The 19,321-nt window shown below is 61.8% G+C and carries 20 protein-coding genes; 16 read left to right on the top strand and 4 right to left on the bottom strand.

Translation table 11 applies throughout. The annotated features are described in order from the left end of the window. The first annotated feature begins 7 nt into the window (after positions 1–7). Positions 8–1,078 carry a bifunctional diaminohydroxyphosphoribosylaminopyrimidine deaminase/5-amino-6-(5-phosphoribosylamino)uracil reductase RibD gene (gene ribD, locus KUV51_RS00930; RefSeq protein WP_222521194.1) on the top strand — a complete coding sequence of 357 codons (1,071 nt, stop codon included), beginning with the start codon at positions 8–10 and terminating at the stop codon, positions 1,076–1,078. On the opposite strand, the gene KUV51_RS00935 is transcribed toward ribD, so the two are convergent. The 3 genes from KUV51_RS00935 to KUV51_RS00945 all read right to left on the bottom strand — a co-directional run bounded on the left by KUV51_RS00935 (position 1,075) and on the right by KUV51_RS00945 (position 5,673). After that, on the bottom strand, positions 1,075–3,087 hold the full coding sequence (locus tag KUV51_RS00935) for a capsular polysaccharide biosynthesis protein (RefSeq protein ID WP_315898777.1): 2,013 nt from the start codon (positions 3,085–3,087) through the stop codon (positions 1,075–1,077). The two genes, ribD and KUV51_RS00935, sit on opposite strands and share 4 nt — an antisense overlap. 5 nt (positions 3,088–3,092) lie before the next feature. Further along, a complete protein-coding gene (locus tag KUV51_RS00940; protein ID WP_222519752.1) occupies positions 3,093–4,229 on the bottom strand; it encodes a polysaccharide biosynthesis/export family protein in 1,137 nt (378 codons plus the stop codon). Between the two features lie 151 nt (positions 4,230–4,380). Then, positions 4,381–5,673 carry a capsule biosynthesis protein gene (locus tag KUV51_RS00945; protein WP_222519753.1) on the bottom strand — a complete coding sequence of 431 codons (1,293 nt, stop codon included), beginning with the start codon at positions 5,671–5,673 and terminating at the stop codon, positions 4,381–4,383. Between the two features lie 153 nt (positions 5,674–5,826). On the opposite strand from KUV51_RS00945, the gene KUV51_RS00950 reads away from it, so the two are divergent. The 7 genes from KUV51_RS00950 to KUV51_RS00980 all read left to right on the top strand — a co-directional run bounded on the left by KUV51_RS00950 (position 5,827) and on the right by KUV51_RS00980 (position 10,691). Continuing rightward, on the top strand, positions 5,827–6,414 hold the full coding sequence (locus KUV51_RS00950; protein ID WP_222519754.1) for a riboflavin synthase: 588 nt from the start codon (positions 5,827–5,829) through the stop codon (positions 6,412–6,414). A 208-nt stretch (positions 6,415–6,622) separates the two neighbouring features. Continuing rightward, complete coding sequence (gene ribB / locus KUV51_RS00955) at positions 6,623–7,741, top strand: 3,4-dihydroxy-2-butanone-4-phosphate synthase (protein ID WP_222519755.1); 1,119 nt, start codon at positions 6,623–6,625, stop codon at positions 7,739–7,741. Positions 7,742–7,743: 2 nt separating this feature from the next. Further along, positions 7,744–8,286, top strand: a complete 543-nt coding sequence (locus KUV51_RS00960) for a 6,7-dimethyl-8-ribityllumazine synthase (protein WP_222519756.1) — start codon at positions 7,744–7,746, stop codon at positions 8,284–8,286. After that, complete coding sequence (nusB, locus tag KUV51_RS00965) at positions 8,283–8,750, top strand: transcription antitermination factor NusB (RefSeq protein WP_222519757.1); 468 nt, start codon at positions 8,283–8,285, stop codon at positions 8,748–8,750. Before KUV51_RS00960 ends, nusB begins: the two co-directional genes overlap by 4 nt. A gap of 152 nt (positions 8,751–8,902) precedes the next feature. Next, positions 8,903–9,361 carry a hypothetical protein gene (locus KUV51_RS00970; protein ID WP_222519758.1) on the top strand — a complete coding sequence of 153 codons (459 nt, stop codon included), beginning with the start codon at positions 8,903–8,905 and terminating at the stop codon, positions 9,359–9,361. A gap of 103 nt (positions 9,362–9,464) precedes the next feature. Then, a complete protein-coding gene (locus tag KUV51_RS00975) occupies positions 9,465–9,710 on the top strand; it encodes a hypothetical protein (RefSeq protein ID WP_222519759.1) in 246 nt (81 codons plus the stop codon). 15 nt (positions 9,711–9,725) lie between these two features. Further along, complete coding sequence (locus KUV51_RS00980) at positions 9,726–10,691, top strand: NADPH:quinone oxidoreductase family protein (RefSeq protein WP_222519760.1); 966 nt, start codon at positions 9,726–9,728, stop codon at positions 10,689–10,691. 245 nt (positions 10,692–10,936) lie between these two features. Here the strand turns inward: KUV51_RS00980 and KUV51_RS00985 are convergent, their stop codons facing one another. Next, entirely contained in the window at positions 10,937–11,893 is a 957-nt protein-coding gene (locus KUV51_RS00985; protein WP_222519761.1) for a DMT family transporter, read from the bottom strand. Between the two features lie 103 nt (positions 11,894–11,996). On the opposite strand from KUV51_RS00985, the gene KUV51_RS00990 reads away from it, so the two are divergent. From KUV51_RS00990 to uvrC, 8 genes are all read left to right on the top strand, one after another. Further along, the gene (locus KUV51_RS00990) at positions 11,997–12,515 is read left to right on the top strand and encodes a CoxG family protein (protein WP_222519762.1); all 519 of its coding nucleotides are present in this window, start codon (positions 11,997–11,999) and stop codon (positions 12,513–12,515) included. A gap of 90 nt (positions 12,516–12,605) precedes the next feature. Further along, complete coding sequence (locus tag KUV51_RS00995; RefSeq protein ID WP_222519763.1) at positions 12,606–13,541, top strand: ABC transporter ATP-binding protein; 936 nt, start codon at positions 12,606–12,608, stop codon at positions 13,539–13,541. Next, positions 13,538–14,299: an ABC transporter permease gene (locus KUV51_RS01000; RefSeq protein WP_222519764.1), complete on the top strand. Its 762-nt coding sequence runs from the start codon at positions 13,538–13,540 to the stop codon at positions 14,297–14,299. Before KUV51_RS00995 ends, KUV51_RS01000 begins: the two co-directional genes overlap by 4 nt. Before the next feature lie 69 nt (positions 14,300–14,368). Beyond that, positions 14,369–15,166, top strand: coding sequence for a S49 family peptidase (locus KUV51_RS01005; RefSeq protein WP_222519765.1), 798 nt, complete (start codon positions 14,369–14,371; stop codon positions 15,164–15,166). Positions 15,167–15,169: 3 nt separating this feature from the next. Continuing rightward, positions 15,170–15,334: a hypothetical protein gene (locus KUV51_RS01010; RefSeq protein ID WP_222519766.1), complete on the top strand. Its 165-nt coding sequence runs from the start codon at positions 15,170–15,172 to the stop codon at positions 15,332–15,334. 11 nt (positions 15,335–15,345) lie between these two features. Then, a complete protein-coding gene (locus KUV51_RS01015; RefSeq protein ID WP_222521196.1) occupies positions 15,346–16,296 on the top strand; it encodes a calcium/sodium antiporter in 951 nt (316 codons plus the stop codon). A gap of 20 nt (positions 16,297–16,316) precedes the next feature. After that, positions 16,317–17,096, top strand: a complete 780-nt coding sequence (locus KUV51_RS01020; RefSeq protein ID WP_222519767.1) for an SDR family oxidoreductase — start codon at positions 16,317–16,319, stop codon at positions 17,094–17,096. A 289-nt stretch (positions 17,097–17,385) separates the two neighbouring features. Continuing rightward, a complete protein-coding gene (gene uvrC, locus KUV51_RS01025; protein WP_222519768.1) occupies positions 17,386–19,272 on the top strand; it encodes an excinuclease ABC subunit UvrC in 1,887 nt (628 codons plus the stop codon). Positions 19,273–19,321: the final 49 nt, after the last annotated feature.

Below are 19,321 nucleotides of genomic sequence, written 5' to 3' on the forward strand. Positions count from 1 at the left end.
CCGCTTCATGTCATTGGCACTCGCGCTGGGACGGCGCGGGCAGGGGCGCACAGCCCCGAATCCCGCCGTCGGGTGCGTCATTGTCAAAAGTGGCAGGATCATCGGACGCGGCTGGACCAAGCCGGGCGGCCGACCGCACGCGGAAACCGAAGCGCTCGCACAAGCGGGCAATGAGGCACGCGGCGCCACCGCCTATGTCACCCTTGAACCCTGCGCCCACCACGGCAAGACACCGCCCTGCGCCGAAGCGCTTGTTTCTGCAGGCGTTGCGCGCGTCGTCATCGCCATGCGCGACAGTGATACGCGGGTCGACGGGCAGGGGATCGCGATCCTCGAAGCCGCAGGCATCGACGTGACCACAGGTGTCTGCGAGGCAGCGGCAGAGGCCGATCACATGGGCTTCACCCTCCGCACCGAACAGGGCCGCCCCTTCGTCACCCTCAAACTCGCCAGCAGCTTTGACGGGCGCATCGCCACGGGCTCAGGCCAAAGCCAATGGATCACCGGGCCCATGGCGCGCCGCCACGTCCACGCCATGCGCGCGCGGCACGATGCGGTGATGGTGGGCGGCGGCACGGCGCGGCATGACGACCCGTCGCTGACAGTCCGCGATATGGGCGACATTCAGCAACCGGCCCGCGTCGTGGTCTCGCGCCGGATCGACGTGCCGCTCCTGTCCAAACTCGCCACAACGGCGCGCGAGGTGCCGGTCATCCTCTGCCACGGGCGCGACGCTGAACCGATGCTGCAACGCACATGGCGCGATATGGGGGCCACGCTCCTGCCTTGCGCCACCCAAGGCACCCAACTTGATCCACAAGACATCTTGCAAAAGCTCGGCGATCACGGCCTCACCCGCGTCTTCTCCGAAGGAGGCAGCGCACTCGCTGCTTCCCTGATCGAAGCGGACCTCGTGGACGAGTTGGTAGGCTTCACCGCTGGGCTCGCCATCGGGGCCGAAGGGCTGCCCAATATCGGCGCGCTTGGCCTTGGTTCACTGGAAGCGGCGCAACGCTACCGGCTGAAGTCCGTCACGCGCATCGGGGATGACATCTGTCACATCTGGAACCGCCGCTAGCGCCACAGATGCGCCTGACTTGCGAGCAGCCCCTGCAGCTTTGAAAGCAGCCGATTGGCCAGTCCGGGTCGGGGCAGGGGGCCATTGCGCAACCGCTCGACCACGACCTCAACCGGGCAGGCTGTGCCGGTGATCGGATCAAAGTAGCGCGGGTAATCAATCAGTGTCGCATGGACCAAACCGGCCAGCGAAACATCCTCGCGTCTGCGCGGCGGCACGGCCCCCCGATCCTCGGTCAGCCCCCAGCCTGCATAGAACGGCGCGCCGGTCGTTACCACGCGCACACCGCGCAACAGCGCTTCGAACCCGGTAAGCGAGGTCATGGTCCAAAGCTCATCCACCTGATCCAGCAGCACAGCAATGTCAGCCCGGTCGGCTACCACATCCGCAATGCCCGCGGCATCAAACGCACCGTCACGCAGTCCGGCCTCCACATCTGGGTGCGGCTTGTAGATCAGAACCGCATCGGGCTGCGCCGCGCGCGCCGCCTCAAGCAGCGCACGGTTGGTCCGGATTTCCCCCGCACCCAACCGGATCGACGCATCGTCTTCGACCTGCCCCACGACGAGCACCCGCTGGCCCTTGGGCAAGTCAGGCACCTCGCCTGACAGGTTGTACTTGCTCAACCCCGCAGCCGTCAGCGCCCGCACCAGCGCGTCAGCACGCGCCACCTGATCGGGCCGCAACACCCGGCGCTCCCGGATCAGGTGTTCCAGCCGGCTGGGCCGCGACGGGTCGTAGTAGATCCCCAGATCATCCGTCACCAGCGACAGCGGCGGGATCAACTCTGCGCCCAAGCCCCGTGAGCGCAGAAACCCGTCCTCGACCCGCACAGCATCCTCATGCCCGACATCGGCCTTGCCCGCCCAGACCATCCAAGGGCGGCCCAGGGCACGGGCTCGACCCGGGTCCTCCTCGAACCGCATGGGCACATACCGCCCGAACACCTTTTGCAACGGGCGCCGCTTCCACAACCGCATCCCGCTCGCGACCCAACCGCGATGATCTGCCCGCCATGCCCGCGTCTCTGCAGCCAAAGCCTCCATCACGGTTGGCAGATCACACAGGCAATCGCGATGCGGATCGTACCACGTGGGATACAGGATCATCGCGCCAGCAAAAAGCTGGGCGCGGGTCAGCGTCCGCTGGCGGCGCTGCACCGGAAACTCATCCGCCGTCAGACCCCACCCGGCATAAAAGGGCTGGCCAAAGACACGTGGCTTGTGCCCCGCCATGATCGCCTCAAACCCCAGGCCGGAGGACACCGTGTAAACGGCAACCGCCCCCTCCATCAGCGTCCACGGGCTGACCGCATCGGTAAAGAGGCTCACCCGATCATTGCAATCGTCGTCGGTGAAATACCCTGCACGAAAGCCCTGCACCGTCTCCGGATGGGTCTTGATCAGGATGCGCGCGCCAGGATGTTCATCCTGCGCGACAAAGAGCATCTCAAGAAACCGGTTCCGATCCGCCCCGCTCGCGGTGACAGACGCATCGCCGCGTGTCTGATCAATGACCAACACATAGCCCGGCTCCGGCACCGCAGCATCGGGATCGAACCCGGTATACTTGCTCAGATGCGCCTCCTGCATCCACGCCATGGCTCCGCGCGCGGTGTTCAGAACCGCCGTATCATCCAAAGGCTCTTCCGCCAGTATCCGCTCCAGGTCAGATGGCACCGAAGGATCGAAATGCACGCCCGCGTGATCAATCAGCAAGCCAATAGGCTGGCTGCCCGACCGTCCCGGCAGGACTGAGCGTAGAAAAGCATCCTCGACCCGCACAACGCTGGCGTCACGCCGCTCTGCCACAGCTTCGCCCCGGTGCGCGGTCGGCGAGTTGCCCCACACACCCACCAACCCGTCCGGGCCGGGCAGACCGACGGCGATGTCATATCCGGCAAGCTCCACAATGCGCCGCACCCGGCCCCGCGCCAGAAACCCGCCGTTGTAAACGTAAAGCCGCCGGGCCCCATCGGGTCCGGCGGCCGTGTCCTGTCCGCTCTGCACAGGCGTTACTCTCCCGACAGACCCGTCGCCAGTGAGTTCACGCCGGTGACCGGGGTCGTGATCGAGGTAATGATCTTGGCGAATTGCGTATACGGCGCCTCGGTGACGTAGAGCGTGTCGCCATCGCGAATAACAAAGTCACGCGCCTGGAACATGCCGTTGGGCTGGGTCAAGTCGAGCACATACACCATGCGCTGCGCCCCAATCAGATCGTCACGGCCCAAGACGACATTGGCCACCTCCGCCGGCTCATTGCGGAGCACAAAAATGCCTGTGGGGTCAGACGTGTTGGTCTGCAAACCGCCCACCTGCGCCAGCGCCTCAAGCGCGCTCAGCGTCGCGGTCTCGAACGGCACGCGGGCCTGCCCGCCCGTGGCGCCAAGGGCGGTAAAGGCGCGTGTGTCGGCCTCCACCAGCACACGGTCGCCACCGCGCAGGGCGATGTCGAGATGCGGGTTTTCGTACAGGTCCTGAAAGAAGATGCGGCTGCGCATCCCGCCGCGCAACACGGTCACGCGCGCAATCTCGGGTTCGATGGTCACGCCACCGGCACGGGCCAGCATGGTGGACAGCGTGCGCGTAGGCCGCTCGATGGGATAGACGCCTTGCGCGCCAATGGCGCCGATCAGCGACACGGTCGAGCCGTCACCGGCCACGCGGCGTACCTGCACCTGCGGGTCCGGGGTCTGATCTTCGAGTTTCGTGGTGATGATGCGGCGGATCGCTTCGGGGCTGTTGCCCGCGGCACGAATGCGGCCTGCGTATGGGACAAAGATGAAGCCCGCGCCGTCCACCTGCACTTCTTCGAGGATGGTCGAGTTCTGCGCCTCGCCAGCCAACAGGCCGTCATCCACGTTTTCCCAGATGGTCAGGCCCAACACATCGCCCGGGCGAATGGTGTCGGAGCCGAGCAGGCCCGCGTTGCGGAACTCCTCGGAAAAGCCCAACGCCGGGGTCACGGCGGTGGCTTCGGTCACCCGATCACTGACCGACACGATGAATGCGTCGCCCTCCCGCTGAACCGAGCCAGCAAAAATCTGTCGTTTGTTGGGGCCGATCTGCGGCAGACCGCAGGATGCAAGAATCCCGAAAATAGCCAACGACGCGACCACGCGCGCCCAGCGGAATGACTGGAAAATCACTGCTCGGTCTCCTCGACCTGTTCTTCTCTGCCTCAAGGCGCAGCTTGATCTGCGCCCGTATTCTTGTTGTTTCGCACCGGTTTTCCGGTGCTGATTTGCTGTCAAATTACCGGAGTCCGGTCATAAAATCTAGCCATAGGGCTAGTGGTGGTCACTTGACCAACCGCAACTGTTGCCGTGGCGCCGCGGTACCCGACGCCAGCGCATCATAGGGATCATCGGGCGACAGCATCATGTCGACCACCTGTCGCAGAAGCTGGCGACGGCCACGGGCCGAGTAGAAACCTCCGGGGATCTGGCTGGTTTCCAGCAGATAGCGGCGGTAGTCCTTGTAGGCGCGATTGTCGGGTCGGGACGCTCCGGCAAAGAACTCGGGCAGCGGCTGATCGCTGACGAATTCCGGCTTGGAGAACACAGCCTTGCCAAAGACCTTGAGCGGGATGCCCCGCCACAGTACCTGCTGGGCGGCGGTGGAATTCACGGTCACAGCGCTGCGGGCATCGTTCAGAAGCTGCGCCAGCTTGCCGCCGCGCACATACTGCACACGACCCTGCAGGCCCAACTCGCGCGCAAGATCGCGAATGGTCTTGCGAATGGGCGCACGGCCATCTTCCAGCGGATGCGCCTTGATCACCAGATGGTGGTGGGCGGGGGCCCCTTCGGCAAAACCGCGGATCACGAGGTCGAGGAATTCGGGCATTGTCTCGAACGGCGAATGCTCCTGAAAGCTGCTGTCATGTTCAAGCTGCAGAAGGGCGAGGTGATAGGGGAACCCGCCATAGCGGATGCGCAGCGTGGCCTGCATCCGGTCGAGCGTCAGGAAGGGCATCAAAAGCAAGCGCTTGAGGTAAAGCTGAAACTCGCGGGCCACGGTCAGGGCGCGGTGCGGCTGGAAATTGCGATAGTCCCCGTTCCGGAACATCACGAACCAGTGGTAAAGCGCGCCGTAGAACACGTGCTGGCGCATGTCGCCCCAATGGCCGGGAGGCAGGGGGGCCTCCATATCCGACAGTGCCAGGGCCGCCTGCATGTCGGCCACCGACATCTCCATCAGACGCGAATGGCCATTGGAGCCGCCGCGTTCATAGGTCACCCAATAGGGGCGCATATACCCCTCTTCGAACACATGGACGGTCAGGCCACGGCGCTTGGCCTCGGCCACCGCCTGCGCATGTATGGGGCGCACATCGCCGTACAGAACGATGTCCGTGACACCCTTGCTCTCAACCAGCGTTTTGAATGTCTCGGGCCAGTCGTCGGCCTTGCCGTGATAAGGAATGTAGCTTGCCGGATGAAACCAGAAGGCGCGGTCGCCTGCATTGAACCCCACACGCCAGACTGTCGCCCCCGCGCGGCGCAGCATGGCGCCGAGCCGGTGGAAAAACGGTCCATGCGGGCCCTGCAAAAACAGGAAAACCCGCGAATTGGGGGCATGCAGTGTCATCTGATCCCTGATATGCGGCAAAATCTTACTCTCAGATGAACACCCGACTGGGGCGTTTTTATGGCCCATGGGGGACATTTCCGCAATGTGCCTTGCTCTTGCCGTTGCGTCCCGGCACCGCTACCTCAGGGCCAAGCGCGAAGGAGACCGCCCATGTTCACAGGCATCATCACGGATATCGGCACCATCACCGACCTCAAGCAGGAGGGCGACCTGCGCGTGCGCGTCCAGACCGGCTATGACACGGCGGGCATCGACATGGGGGCGTCGATTGCCTCCGACGGCGTGTGTCTGACGGTCGTGGACCTGGGCCCCGACTGGTATGACGTGCAGGTGAGTGCCGAGACGGTGTCGAAGACCAACCTCGGCGCATGGACCGTGGGCAAGCGCCTGAACCTCGAACGCGCGTTGCGCGTGGGCGACGAGTTGGGTGGTCACATCGTGTCGGGCCATGTGGATGGCGTGGCCGAGGTTGTGTCGGTCGTGGACGAGGGCGACAGCACCCGCGTGCAATTGCGCGCGCCGGATGATCTGGCTCGCTTCATCGCGCCCAAAGGGTCGGTGGCGCTGAACGGCACGTCCCTGACGGTGAACGAGGTGCAGGGGGCCGTCTTCGGCATCAACTTCATCCCGCACACCAAGGAGGTGACGACTTGGGGCGACGTGGCCGTGGGTGATGCGGTGAACCTGGAGATCGACACGCTCGCCCGCTACGTCGCGCGTCTGGCCGAGGTGGCGTGATCCTGCGGACAGGCCTGGCGGCCTGACGCCATGCTGGGCGCTCGTGGTGGGCGTGCTCGCATCATGCGATGTAGGGTGCGTGCGGTGGATCGGCCCTCCGGGGGGAGTTTATCTGGCAAGATGAAGCTGCACGGGATCTGTGCGCCGGGGCACTGGCATTGGGGCGCGTGATCCTCTATGTCGCGGGCAATGCTGCCACAGGTGCCCCATGAGCTTTGAGACCCCCGGTCCGGTCGAGACCGATCTTGCCGCCGCCATTTCGCCTATCGAAGAGATCATCGAGGAGGCGCGTCTGGGCCGGATGTTCATTCTGGTCGATCACGAGGATCGCGAGAATGAGGGTGATCTGGTAATCCCTGCCAACTTTGCCGATGCGGCCGCTGTGAACTTCATGGCGACCCACGGGCGCGGTTTGATCTGTGTGACACTGCCTGCCGAGCGGATCGACGATCTGGGCCTGCCGATGATGGCGATGCACAATTCCTCGCGCCACGAGACGGCGTTCACCGTGTCGGTCGAGGCGCGTGAGGGGGTGAGCACGGGGATTTCCGCAGGCGATCGGGCGTTGACGATTTCGACCCTCGTAAACCCGCAGGCAACCTCTGCCGATCTGGCGACACCGGGGCATGTCTTCCCCCTGCGCGCCCGCAAGGGCGGCGTTCTGGTCCGCGCAGGTCACACCGAGGCCGGGTGCGATGTGGCGCGTCTTGCGGGGCACTATCCGTCGAGCATGATCTGCGAGATCATGAACGAGGATGGGTCCATGGCCCGCCTGCCGGACCTCGTGGACTACGCCGCCACACACAAACTGAAGATCGGCACCATTTCCGACCTCATCGCCTATCGCCGCCGCCACGACAATCTGGTGGTCGAGACGGACCGCCGCATGGTCACCTCGCAGCATGGCGGGGAATGGGACATGCGCATCTTCACCGACCAGACCTATGGCATCGAGCATGTGACGCTCTCCAAGGGCGACCTGAGCACAGACGAGCCGGTTCTGGTCCGCACCCACGCGCTGGCTGAAGTCACGGATATTCTGGGCCTGTCCGACAAACCCGTGGGCGAGCTGCCCCGCGCCATGGAGCTGATCGCTGCCGAAGGGCGTGGCGTCGTCTGCCTCTTCCGCGAGCCGCGCAAATCGCTCTTTACCGACGAAGAGCCCGGCCCGCGCATCGTCAAGAACACCGGCCTTGGCGCGCAGATGCTGTCGAACATGGGCCTCTCCCGCCTCATCCTGCTCACCGACAGCCCGCGCACGACCTATATGGGTATCGACGCCTACGGGCTCGAAATTGTCGGCACCCGCCCCATCCTCGGAGACTGAAAATGGCATCCATCGACCACCACGTGCTGGACCGCCCCAGCTTTGACGAGCCAACCAAGCTGCTGATCGTCGTGTCGCCCTATTACAAGCAGATCGCCGACAACCTTGTGGCTGGTGCCAAAGCCGAGATCGAAGCCGCAGGTGCCACCTGGGACCTGGTCGAGATGCCCGGCGCCCTCGAAATCCCCACCGCCATCGGCATCGCCGAGCGGATGTCGAACTTCGACGGCTATGTGGCCCTGGGCTGCGTGATCCGGGGGGAGACAACGCATTACGAGACAGTCTGCAACGACTCGTCCCGCGCCATCCAGCTTCTGGGCCTTCAGGGCCTCTGCATCGGCAACGGCATCCTGACGGTCGAGAACACCGACCAGGCCGAGGTGCGCGCCGATCCCGCCAAACAGAATAAAGGCGGCGGGGCCGCGGCTGCGGCCTTGCACCTGATCGCGCTCAGCCGTAAGTGGGGCCGCTCCAGCAAGGGGGTCGGGTTCAAACCGGCCACCGAATACCAGCTGGCATCCAAGACAGGATCCACAACCGCATGACCCTTTCGGGCAACCAGAAACGCAAGATGCGCTCGGCCGCGCGGCTCTATGCCGTGCAAGCGCTGTTCCAGATGGAGCAGACGGCGCAGACCGTCGACCAGATCAAGGTCGAGTTCATGGACCACCGCTTTGGAGCGTCCTACGAGGGCGACGAGATGACCGAGGGTGATCCTGATCACTTCGCGCGGGTCATGGATGATGCGGTCAACTACCAGGCACCGATTGACCAGATGACCGACCGGGCGCTCGTGGCGAAATGGCCGATTGCGCGGATCGACCCGACGTTGCGTGCGCTCTTTCGGGCGGCAGGGGCCGAGTTTCGGGACACAGGCACGCCGCCCAAGGTGGTGATCGTGGAATATGTGGACGTGGCGCGGGCGTTTTTCCCGGAAGGGAAAGAGCCGAAGTTCGTGAACGCTGTGCTTGATCATATGGCGCGTGAGGCGCGGCCTGAGGCGTTTTAGCCAACGTTTGTGTATCAACAGTTTTAGATCGCTACGGTTCTACCTATATGCTTCGACTTTTGCACTCGCCTTTCCGCTTTGTGCATAACATAACTGCGTGAACCTCTTTCGAACTGCTGAGGCACATCTTGAGAACGGCATATCTGATTTCGTTGCTTGCCCTGCTGGCTCTACCAGCGAACGCTTTGGACATCCAAAAGTCATCTCAGATTGGAGATTGGCAGGTTATCGTTGCTCAAACGGCAAATGATGGCCTGTCCTGTCAGGCGCTCTTAAATGCGTCAAACGGCTCGCTTCTGCTTTGGGGATCGCAGGATCGCAACTCAATCACCCCTTTGGTGGGGTTGGGCAGTGGCTATCCGAAAGGATCACGCGCGGTTGTAAACATCGCTGGTCAGAACTTCGAGTTTCACCAACCGAAGGCAGCGGGCGCAAACCGTTTTAGCCCCATTGCGAAAGCTGATGACGCAAAGATTGTCAGGTCTCTCGCCAGCAATCGGAATGCGAAAGTCATCGGAAAAGGAAAGGGCGGTCAATTCACTTTGCGTACGAAGCGGATGAAACAGGTTTTGAGCTTCTTCAATTCGAATTGTGGAATTTCCTTGCGTTGACGCCAGCGCAGCGTGTTCCGGCAAATTGGCAAAACCAAGCCCAAGCGCTCTGGTAACCGGTTGTGCTGCTGGTCTCTTGCCTTGGCCATGCTACCTTCCCCTCATGCCAACCGACCAACCAAACCCCCTCCTCCGCCTGTTCCTCAACGGCACCGCCGTGGGCTTCGCCCTCTCAGCCGCCTTCGTCACCGGCATCTGGCTTCTCGACATTGCGGGCATCCACACGCGGGCCGCGCGTAGCGATGACGCCTTCCTGATCCTCTTCATTCTGTGGTTCTTTCACGGCCTTCTGTTCGGCGCTGTTCAGATCAGCTATCAGGTCTGGCAAATCGGTCGCGACGGCCACTAGACGAGGGATACCACAATGCGCGCCATGCAAGTCACCGCCCTTGGGCAGCCGCTCGAGCTGCGCGAGATCGACACGCCCACCCCCGGGCCGAACGAGGTGCTGGTGCGCGTCCACACCTGCGGGCTCAACTTCGGCGACACGCTGATCGTCAAGGGCACCTATCAGGAAAAACCGCAGCTTCCCGCGACCATCGGGATGGAGATGTGCGGCACCATCGAAGCCATGGGTGCGGACGTCACCCATCTGAAACCGGGCCAGCGCATCGCGGCCTATGCAGGCTTCGGCGGACTTGGCGAATACGCGGCCTTGCCTGCGAATATCTGCGTACCGATCCCGGACGAGATGTCCGAAGTCGACGCAGCCGCCTTCCTCGTCGCCTACGGCACCAGCCATGTGGCGCTCGACTACAAGGCGCATATGAAACCCGGCGAGCGGCTGCTCGTCCTCGGTGCTTCCGGCGGCGTGGGCCTCACAGCGGTCGAACTGGGTAAGCTGATGGGGGCCGAGGTCATCGCCTGCGCCCGCGGCGCCGACAAGCTGAAGATCGCCTCCCATGCGGGCGCGGATCACCTGCTCGACAGCGACACCTGCGATCTGCGCGCAGATGTGAAAGCACTGGGCGGGGCCGATGTCGTCTATGATCCGGTCGGAGGCGACCTCTTCGACGCAGCCCTGCGTGCCTGCAACCCCGAGGCACGGCTGCTGCCGCTGGGCTTCGCCTCCGGCACCGTCCCGCAGATCCCCGCCAACTACCTGCTGGTCAAAAACCTGCACGTGCTCGGCTTCTACTGGGGCGGCTACATGCGGGTGAACCCCAAGGTGCTGACGGACAGTTTCGAGGTTCTGTTCGGCTGGTATGCCGAGGGCAAACTCAAGCCCCATGTCAGCCACGTGCTGCCACTGGCCGATGCCAACGAAGCGCTCGATCTGCTGCGCACGCGCAAGGCCACGGGCAAGGTCGTGATCCAGGTCGACGGCTAAGGGTTACGTAAGAGTTAAATCTCTCGCGCAAACCTTAACGCTGTGGATAAGTGAAGGGATCGTTAACGCCCTGCGCTTGTCCAAAACACGCAGTTTTCCGGCCAAAATGTGCATTTTGTCCACAATGCGCCCGAAAACAGGGGTTTGCGCCTGCTCAAAACACGCAGTTTGCTCCCCAAAGTTCGCAGTTTCGCAAAATCCAGCCACCGCACGGTCCGTCAACCCCTTGGTCCCTGCGTCGGCGTCTACCCTCCGACCGGCGCCTTTTGCCGCTCGCGCAAAAACACGAACAGACCCGCGCCAAGGATCAGGACGATGCCGACCCAGACCTCCCAATCGGGCAATTCGCCAAAGACCACCCAGCCCCAGAACACCGCCAGCGGCAGACCCACATATTCAAACGGGGCCACGGTGGCCGCATCGGCGATGCGGTAGGCTTGGCTCAGGCAATATCCGACGATGGCTGAATTCAGGCCGAGGCCCAAAAATACCCATAAATCAGCGCCTTGCGGCCAAACCCACGCCCGCAGCAGAAAGATCACCGATCCGTTTGTCGCCCCTTCGGCAAAGCGTCCATCGCCCGCCACCACGAAGAAGGCCAGCGAAACGAGGATAAACATGCCCTGAATGTAGACGGCCATCGCACTGGCCTTGCTCGCAACCCCCAACTTGCGCGTAAGTATCTGATTTAACGCATAAGTCAGCGCCGCAAGCACGGGCAGGGCCAGAACAAACCGGCTGACCTCAAGGCTATCCGCATCCGCCCAGGGGCGCTGCATCACCACCACGCCGACAAAGCCAACAGCCACCGCCGTGATGCGCAGCAGACCGACGCGCTCGCCCAGAATTGGTATAGATAACAAGGTGATAAACAACGGTGCTACAAAGAACAGGGCCGTCACATCCGCCAGCGGCAGCACTGCCAGTCCAACGAAAAACGTCATGTTCGCAATGACGATCAGAATACCTCGCAGCGCGTGTTGCCACGGTGTAGACGTGCGCAAGATGCCGAACCCGCCCTCGTATTGCACGATGATCAAGCTGAACAGAATGCCGATCCCCGCCCGTGCAAAGACGATCTGATGCAGGGGATAATCGCCTGATAACTCTTTGATAAGCATGTCATTTACTGAGATGCAAACGACCCCGATCAGAATGAAAAGGATGCCCAGCCCGGCGATGTTCTGGCGTGTTGTCTCCATAAGCTCAGCCCTAACACAGCTGATCGCCTCCTGCCTTGCGAATAGCGCATAGCGCAATTGCAGGCGCTGCGGTATCACGGAGCAAATCCAAGGGAGACAGCCAATGCAAATGTCCGACACCCGCCAGATCGCCGCCCCCCCGTCCGAGGTCTACGCCGCCCTTCTGGACCCGGAGGTTCTCAAGGCTTGCGTGCCCGGCGCGACCGAGGTGACCGGCAGCCCGGAAGACGGGTTCGAGGCATCCGTGACGCAAAAGGTCGGCCCGGTGAAGGCCACCTTCAAAGGGCAGGTGACCTTGTCTGAAATGGTTGAAAATCAAAGCCTTGTCATCAACGGCGAAGGCAAGGGCGGGGCAGCGGGTTTCGCCAAGGGCGGTGCGCAGGTGCGCATGGCGGAAGTCGATGGCGGCACCGAGCTTAGCTACGATGTGGAGGCAAAAGTAGGCGGTAAACTGGCCCAACTGGGCAGCCGCATCATCGACGGATTTGCCAAGAAAATGGCCGACCAGTTCTTTGCCAATCTGCAGGAAACACTCGAAGGACCGGCTCAGGCCGAAGAGGCTCCGGAGACCGATGAGGCGCCAAAGAAGGGCTGGCTTGGCCGTCTCAAAGGCAAGGATTGATCACCTCGCACATCAGCCTGTGCGCTCGTGCGCTGGCTCTTTTTGGGCGAACGGCATACCTCTCGTTCCCGTGAACAGGCCGGAGTTTTCATGTCCACGATCCTGAGTATCCAGAACCTGCGCAAATCCTATGCGGGCGGGTTCGACGCGCTGAAAGGCGTCAACCTCGACATCGAAGAGGGCGAGATCATTGCGCTTCTCGGTCCAAATGGTGCGGGGAAAACGACCCTGATTTCAACGGTTTGCGGCATCACAATGCCCACATCCGGCACCGTCACCGTGGCTGGGTTCGACATCCTGTCCAACTACCGCGAAGCGCGCAGCCTCATCGGCCTCGTACCACAGGAAATCGCGCTTGAGCCCTTTGAAAAGGTCATCAACACCGTCCGCTTCTCCCGCGGCCTCTTCGGCAAGCAGCGCAAAGACAGCGCGGTCGAAGATATCCTGAAGCGCCTGTCTCTGTGGGACAAGCGCGACAACCAGATCCGCGAATTGTCGGGCGGCATGAAACGCCGTGTGCTCATCGCCAAAGCGCTCGCTCACGAGCCACGCGTCCTTTTCCTCGACGAACCCACCGCAGGCGTCGACGTGGAGCTGCGCAAGGACATGTGGGAAATTGTTGAACAATTACGCACAGATGGCGTGACCACCATCCTCACCACCCACTACATTGAAGAGGCCGAAGCCATCGCCGACCGGATCGGCGTCATCAGCAAGGGCGACATCCTGCTGGTCGAAGACAAGAATAAACTCATGGCGCGCATGGGTAAAAAGCAGCTCGATGTGCAGCTCACCAGTCAGATCAACGCCGTGCCTGATGCGCTCGCCGCCTATGACCTGACGCTTGGCGATGATGGCTGGACTCTGATCTATAGCTACGACGTCAATGCCGAACGGACGGGCATCACCATGCTGCTCAACGATGTTCAAAAGGCTGGGTTGCAGCTCAAGGACGTCGTGACGCGGCAATCGAGCCTCGAGGACATCTTTGTCTCCCTCGTCAATCAGCCGGAGGCCGCACAATGAACTGGACTGCCATCCGCGCTATCTATGTCTTTGAAATGGCGCGCTTCTTCCGCACGATTGCGCAATCGCTCATCTCTCCAGTGCTCTCCACCTCGCTCTACTTCGTGGTCTTCGGTGCCGCTATCGGCAGCCGGATCGACCAGGTCGAGGGGGTCAGTTACGGTGCCTTCATTGTCCCCGGCCTCATCATGCTGACGGTGATGACCCAGGGCATCTCGAACGCCTCCTTCGGCATCTACTTCCCGAAATTCATCGGCACGATTTACGAACTGCTCTCAGCCCCTGTGAGCTTTCTGGAAATCGTCATGGGCTATGTGGGTGCCGCTGCGACCAAGGCCATGTTCATCGGGATCATCATCCTGATCACATCCTTCTTCTTCGTCGACATCCAGATCCAGAACCCGGCCGCCATGGTCGCTTTCCTTGTCCTGACCTGTATCAGCTTTGCGCTCTTCGGCTTCATCATCGGCATCTGGGCGGGCAACTTCGAACAACTGCAACTCGTGCCTCTGCTCATCATCACGCCGCTCGTGTTTCTGGGCGGGTCTTTCTACTCCATCTCGATGCTGCCGCCGGTGTGGCAGACGATCTCGATGTTCAACCCGGTGGTCTACCTGATCTCCGGTTTCCGTTGGGCCTTCTTCGGTATCCAGGACGTCCCGATTGTGACGTCACTCCTCGCCATTGGTCTCTTCACCTCGCTGTGCTTGGGTGCGGTCTGGTGGATTTTCAAGACGGGTTGGCGCATTCGGCAATAACGTAACGGCCCGAAACTCCTTTGCATTGCGGCCTTGTTCTGTGCGGGGGCGCATTCTACATGGGCGTGGATGAAACGCTGGATCCCCTTCATGAAATCCGACCCCACCGTCGCTGTCGTGCGGCTGCAAGGGGTTATCGCAGGCGGCACACGTGGCGCACTCAATGATCGCGCGCTGGCCGATGCCATTGAAAAGGCGTTCAGCCGTGGCAAGCCGGATGCTGTTGCGCTCGAGGTGAACTCGCCCGGCGGCAGCGCCGTGCAATCCTCGCTCATCGGTGGCCGCATCCGTCGGCTCGCCGAAGAAAAAGAGATCCCGGTGATCGCCTTTGTCGAGGATGTCGCTGCATCGGGTGGGTATTGGCTGGCTGCGGCCGCAGATGAAATCTATGCCGATCCGTCTTCGGTCGTGGGCTCCATCGGCGTGATCTCAGCCAGTTTCGGGGCGCATGAGCTGCTGGTCCGACAAGGGGTCGAACGGCGCGTCTACACTGCGGGCAAATCGAAAAGCATGCTTGACCCGTTCCGCCCGGAAAAACCCGAGGATGTCGAGCGCCTCAAGGGGCTCTTGAACGACATCCACACCAATTTCATAGACCACGTCCAGGCGCGACGGTCCGGCAAGCTGGACGGGGAGGCCGAGTTGTTCACGGGCGAGGTTTGGCTGGCGGAGAAGGCCAAGTCGCTTGGCTTGATCGACGGCATCGGACACCTGAAACCCATGATGAAGGAGCGGTTCGGCGACAAGGTGAAGTTCCGCCGCTATGGCGTGAAGAAACCTTTCTTCTCGCGGCTGGGCGCCCAGCTTTTCGACGATGCAGTGCACAGCATCGAAGAGCGCGCAGCCTACGCGCGGTTTGGACTGTAATCCATGATGTCCAAGGTCGTCCTGCTGTTCCTCGCCTTCATTGCGGTGCTGGCTGTTTTTGGCAAACTGCACTGGATCGGCGGCAAGCGGCTGGCATCTGCCAAATGCGCCTGCGGACGCTACCGTATCGGCAAAGGCAAATGCGCCTGTGGGCGGGGTGACAGGTGATGGCGGTGGCAATGCCATGGCTGCTCAGCGGGTTGGGCCTTCTGATCCTGCTGCTGGCCGGGGATTCCCTGGTAAAGGGCGCGGTGAACCTGTCGCTGCGCCTTGGTGTCCCGGCACTGATTGTCAGCCTGACCATCGTTGCCTTTGGCACGTCCGCGCCCGAGCTGCTCATTGCCATTCAGGCGGTTCTCGAGGATGCACCGGGCATCGCCATCGGTAACGTGGTCGGGTCGAACACCGCAAATATCCTGCTGGTGCTGGGGATTCCCGCGCTTTTGGCGACCATGCACACGTCCGAGTGCGAGACGAAGAAAACCTTCAACTTCATGATCGCCGCGTCGATCCTGTTTATCGCGTTGGCCTTTCGCGGCGTGTTCGACTGGATTGCGGCGATCGTGTTGCTTGCAGCTCTCGGCCTTGTTCTGTGGGATGCCGCACGCGAGGCAAAGGGCCACCGTGCCGCTTGCGCCGATGCCACCGAAGACGAAGAAGAGATCGAGGGAGTTGACCCCGATCTGCCGGGCTGGCGCATCGCTGTTTTCCTCATCCTTGGCCTGATCGGTTTGCCTCTCGGGGCGGATCTGCTGGTCGACAATGCAACCATCATTGCAAAGATGTACGGGGTCAGCGACACGGTCATCGGCCTCACGCTTGTCGCGGTCGGTACGTCGCTGCCGGAACTGGCCACGACAGTCATGGCGGCACTGCGTCGCCAGGCCGATGTGGCACTGGGAAATGTGATCGGTTCGAACATGTTCAACCTGCTGGCCATCGTAGGTGTCGCCAGCCTTGTCGGGCCGATCCCTGTGGACCACGCATTCCTGCGCTTTGATCTGTGGGTCATGCTGGGCGCTTCGCTTCTGTTGCTGCCATTCGTGTATATGCGCCGTGATATCACCCGTACGTGGGGTGTAATCTTGACCGCCCTTTATCTGACCTATCTGGCAGTCGTACTAAGCTGAAGAACTAAGGGGAGGGTGCGATGACACGCGCACTTGTAACAGGGGCAGGGCATCGATTGGGTCAGGCTATGGCGGTGTATCTGGCCGGGCGAGGCTATGATGTGGCCGTGCACTACGCGAGCAGTGAAGCAGGCGCGCAGGAGACTTTCGCTATGGTCGAGGGCAAAGGCCAGCGCGCCGTTGCCCTGAAAGCGGACCTGACTAATGAGGACGATACCCAGGCCCTGTTCGGACGCGCGGTGGATGCTTTGGGAGGCCCCATCACCTGCCTGATCAACAATGCCTCTATCTTTGAATATGACACGGTCGAGACGGCGACGCGAGACAGCTGGGACCGGCATATGGAGAGCAACCTGCGTGCGCCCTTCGTGCTGACGCAGAATATGGCGGCGCAGGGTCTTGAAGCATCGCGCGATGAGATGGACGAGCCCGTAGCTACGGGTTTGGTCCTAAACATGGTGGACCAGCGCGTGCGTAAGCTCACGCCCGAGTTCATGACCTATACGCTGGCAAAGATGGGATTGTGGGCTTTGACGCAGACCAGTGCACGCGCCCTGACGCCTGCGATCCGGGTCAACGCCATAGGGCCGGGACCGACACTGCAGGGCGGACGCCAAAGCGCAGAGCATTTCGCGAAACAGCGTGCCGCAACGGTGCTGGGACGTGGTTCGAACCCGGCCGATATCGTGGGCGCGCTTGGCTACTTCCTTGATGCGCCCGGTGTCACAGGACAACTTCTATGCGTTGACGGTGGGCAGCATCTGGCTTGGGAAACGCCCGACGTTCTGGGTGTGGAATAAGGTGACGTAGGGAGAGTTTTGCACCGCGTTAATGTTCGTTACAATTCTGTTACCAAAACGCGTTTGTTTTCAGTAGCTTGCCTATCGGAAAAGAAAATAGCTTTGAAAAACAATACCTTGGGTGTGTGCCTAAAATTTAGGCAAACTCAGGAAGCGCCCAAAAAACAACGGAAAATTCGGTACGCCCAGAACTTACCCGCACACTTATCCACAGCTTTCGTGGATGTAAGATTGCTTGATCAGGTGGTCAAATCGGTGCAGCCAAAACAGGAAAGACGGCACGAATCGTATGGCGAAACAGGACGACATCGAACAGCCCAAGGTTGATCAGCCCGTGCCCGTCGGCCATGAGGTGATCCAGGGCTATCTCAAGACGCTGGACAGCTCTCCCGGCGTTTACCGGATGCTCGACCGCGAAAGCCGGGTGCTCTACGTGGGCAAGGCCCGCAACCTACGCGCGCGCGTGTCGAACTATGCCCGCCCGTCGGGCCACAGCCCGCGGATCGCGCGGATGATTTCGATGACCGCGTCGATGATGTTCCTGACCACAAGGACCGAGACTGAGGCGCTGCTTCTTGAACAGAATCTGATCAAGCAGCTCAAGCCCAAGTTCAACGTGCTGCTGCGTGACGACAAATCCTTTCCCAATATTCTGGTGACGGGCGATCACCCCTATCCGCAGATCAAGAAGCATCGCGGCGCCAAGAAGCAGAAGGGTGCCTATTACGGGCCGTTTGCCAGCGCGGGGGCCGTGAACCGCACGCTCAATCAACTCCAAAAAGTCTTTCTACTTCGTAACTGCACCGACTCGATGTTCGACAGCCGGACGCGGCCTTGCCTGCTGTACCAGATCAAGCGGTGCTCCGGGCCTTGTGTCGGGCTGATCTCGGAAGCTGAATATGCCCAGTCGGTGAAGGATGCGGAGCGCTTCCTTACCGGCAAGTCCACCGACATCCAGGCCAAGCTCGCGGCGCAGATGCAGCAGGCTTCCGAGGAGATGGAGTTCGAGCGCGCCGCCGCCCTGCGGGACCGTATCCGCGCGATGACGTCGGTTCAGTCCGCCCAAGGTATCAACCCGCGTAGCGTGACCGAGGCGGACATCGTGGCCCTGCATATGGAGCAGGGGCAGGCTTGCGTGCAGGTCTTCTTCATCCGGGCCAACCAGAACTGGGGCAACCGCGACTTCTACCCCCGTGTCGGTGCCGACGTGGACGCGGCAGAGGTGCTAGAGGCGTTTCTGGGGCAGTTCTACGACACCAAGGAACCGCCACGGCAGTTGATCCTGTCGAACGAGATCGAGAACCCGGATCTGATGGCGGAGGCGCTGAGCCAGAAACTGGGCCGCAAGGTCGAACTGCTGGTGCCCCAGCGCGGTGAAAAGGCGGAGCTTGTGGACAGCGCCCTGCGCAACGCCCGCGAAAGCCTTGCCCGCAAGATGGCTGAGAGTGCGACGCAGGCGAAGCTGTTGCGCGGCGTCGCCGACGCCTTTGAATTGCCAGATCCGCCAGAGCGGATCGAAGTGTACGACAACTCGCACATCCAGGGCACGAACGCGGTGGGCGCCATGATCGTCGCGGGTCCCGACGGGTTCATGAAAAACAGCTACCGCAAGTTCAACATCAAGGGCGATGACCTGACCCCCGGTGACGATTTCGGCATGATGAAAGAGGTCCTGCACCGCCGGTTCAAGCGTTTGCTGAGCGAAGATCCCGACCGCGAGAAGGGCATGTGGCCGGACCTGCTCTTGATCGACGGTGGCGCAGGGCAGGTGAGCGCGGTGGCCGAGATCATGCGCGAGCACGGGGTTGAGGATATCCCGATGGTCGGCGTGGCCAAAGGCGTGGACCGCGATGCGGGCAAGGAGGAATTTCACCGCACGGGCAAGCGCCCCTTCGCCCTGCGCCACAACGATCCGGTCCTCTATTTCGTGCAGCGCATGCGGGACGAAGCCCACCGCTTTGCGATTGGCACGCACCGGGCCAAGCGGGCAAAATCGAACATGAAAAACCCGCTCGACGACATCCCCGGGGTGGGCGCGGCCCGCAAGCGGGCGCTGCTTGCGCATTTCGGGTCGGCCAAGGCGGTGAGCCGTGCAAATCTGGCCGATCTCAAGGCGGTCGATGGCGTGTCCGAGGGGTTGGCGCAGAAGGTCTATGATTTCTTTCACGACCAGTGAGGCGCATGTGCCATACGCCCTCTTCCGGCTTGGGCTGGGACAGGCTAGA

It is taken from the genome of Tateyamaria omphalii (assembly GCF_019802125.1).
GTDB lineage: Bacteria > Pseudomonadota > Alphaproteobacteria > Rhodobacterales > Rhodobacteraceae > Tateyamaria > Tateyamaria omphalii_B.

Excerpts from the sequence above, each read along its gene's own strand:
- ribD (WP_222521194.1), top strand. The coding sequence starts at position 8 with ATGTCATTGGCACTCGCGCTGGGACGGCGCGGGCAGGGGCGCACAGCC.
- KUV51_RS00945 (WP_222519753.1), bottom strand. The coding sequence starts at position 5,673 with ATGACACTGCATGCCCCCAATTCGCGGGTTTTCCTGTTTTTGCAGGGC.
- KUV51_RS00950 (WP_222519754.1), top strand. The coding sequence starts at position 5,827 with ATGTTCACAGGCATCATCACGGATATCGGCACCATCACCGACCTCAAG.
- ribB (WP_222519755.1), top strand. The coding sequence starts at position 6,623 with ATGAGCTTTGAGACCCCCGGTCCGGTCGAGACCGATCTTGCCGCCGCC.
- KUV51_RS00960 (WP_222519756.1), top strand. The coding sequence starts at position 7,744 with ATGGCATCCATCGACCACCACGTGCTGGACCGCCCCAGCTTTGACGAG.
- nusB (WP_222519757.1), top strand. The coding sequence starts at position 8,283 with ATGACCCTTTCGGGCAACCAGAAACGCAAGATGCGCTCGGCCGCGCGG.
- KUV51_RS00975 (WP_222519759.1), top strand. The coding sequence starts at position 9,465 with ATGCCAACCGACCAACCAAACCCCCTCCTCCGCCTGTTCCTCAACGGC.
- KUV51_RS00980 (WP_222519760.1), top strand. The coding sequence starts at position 9,726 with ATGCGCGCCATGCAAGTCACCGCCCTTGGGCAGCCGCTCGAGCTGCGC.
- KUV51_RS00985 (WP_222519761.1), bottom strand. The coding sequence starts at position 11,893 with ATGGAGACAACACGCCAGAACATCGCCGGGCTGGGCATCCTTTTCATT.
- KUV51_RS00990 (WP_222519762.1), top strand. The coding sequence starts at position 11,997 with ATGCAAATGTCCGACACCCGCCAGATCGCCGCCCCCCCGTCCGAGGTC.
- KUV51_RS00995 (WP_222519763.1), top strand. The coding sequence starts at position 12,606 with ATGTCCACGATCCTGAGTATCCAGAACCTGCGCAAATCCTATGCGGGC.
- KUV51_RS01000 (WP_222519764.1), top strand. The coding sequence starts at position 13,538 with ATGAACTGGACTGCCATCCGCGCTATCTATGTCTTTGAAATGGCGCGC.
- KUV51_RS01005 (WP_222519765.1), top strand. The coding sequence starts at position 14,369 with ATGAAACGCTGGATCCCCTTCATGAAATCCGACCCCACCGTCGCTGTC.
- KUV51_RS01010 (WP_222519766.1), top strand. The coding sequence starts at position 15,170 with ATGATGTCCAAGGTCGTCCTGCTGTTCCTCGCCTTCATTGCGGTGCTG.
- KUV51_RS01015 (WP_222521196.1), top strand. The coding sequence starts at position 15,346 with ATGCCATGGCTGCTCAGCGGGTTGGGCCTTCTGATCCTGCTGCTGGCC.
- KUV51_RS01020 (WP_222519767.1), top strand. The coding sequence starts at position 16,317 with ATGACACGCGCACTTGTAACAGGGGCAGGGCATCGATTGGGTCAGGCT.
- uvrC (WP_222519768.1), top strand. The coding sequence starts at position 17,386 with ATGGCGAAACAGGACGACATCGAACAGCCCAAGGTTGATCAGCCCGTG.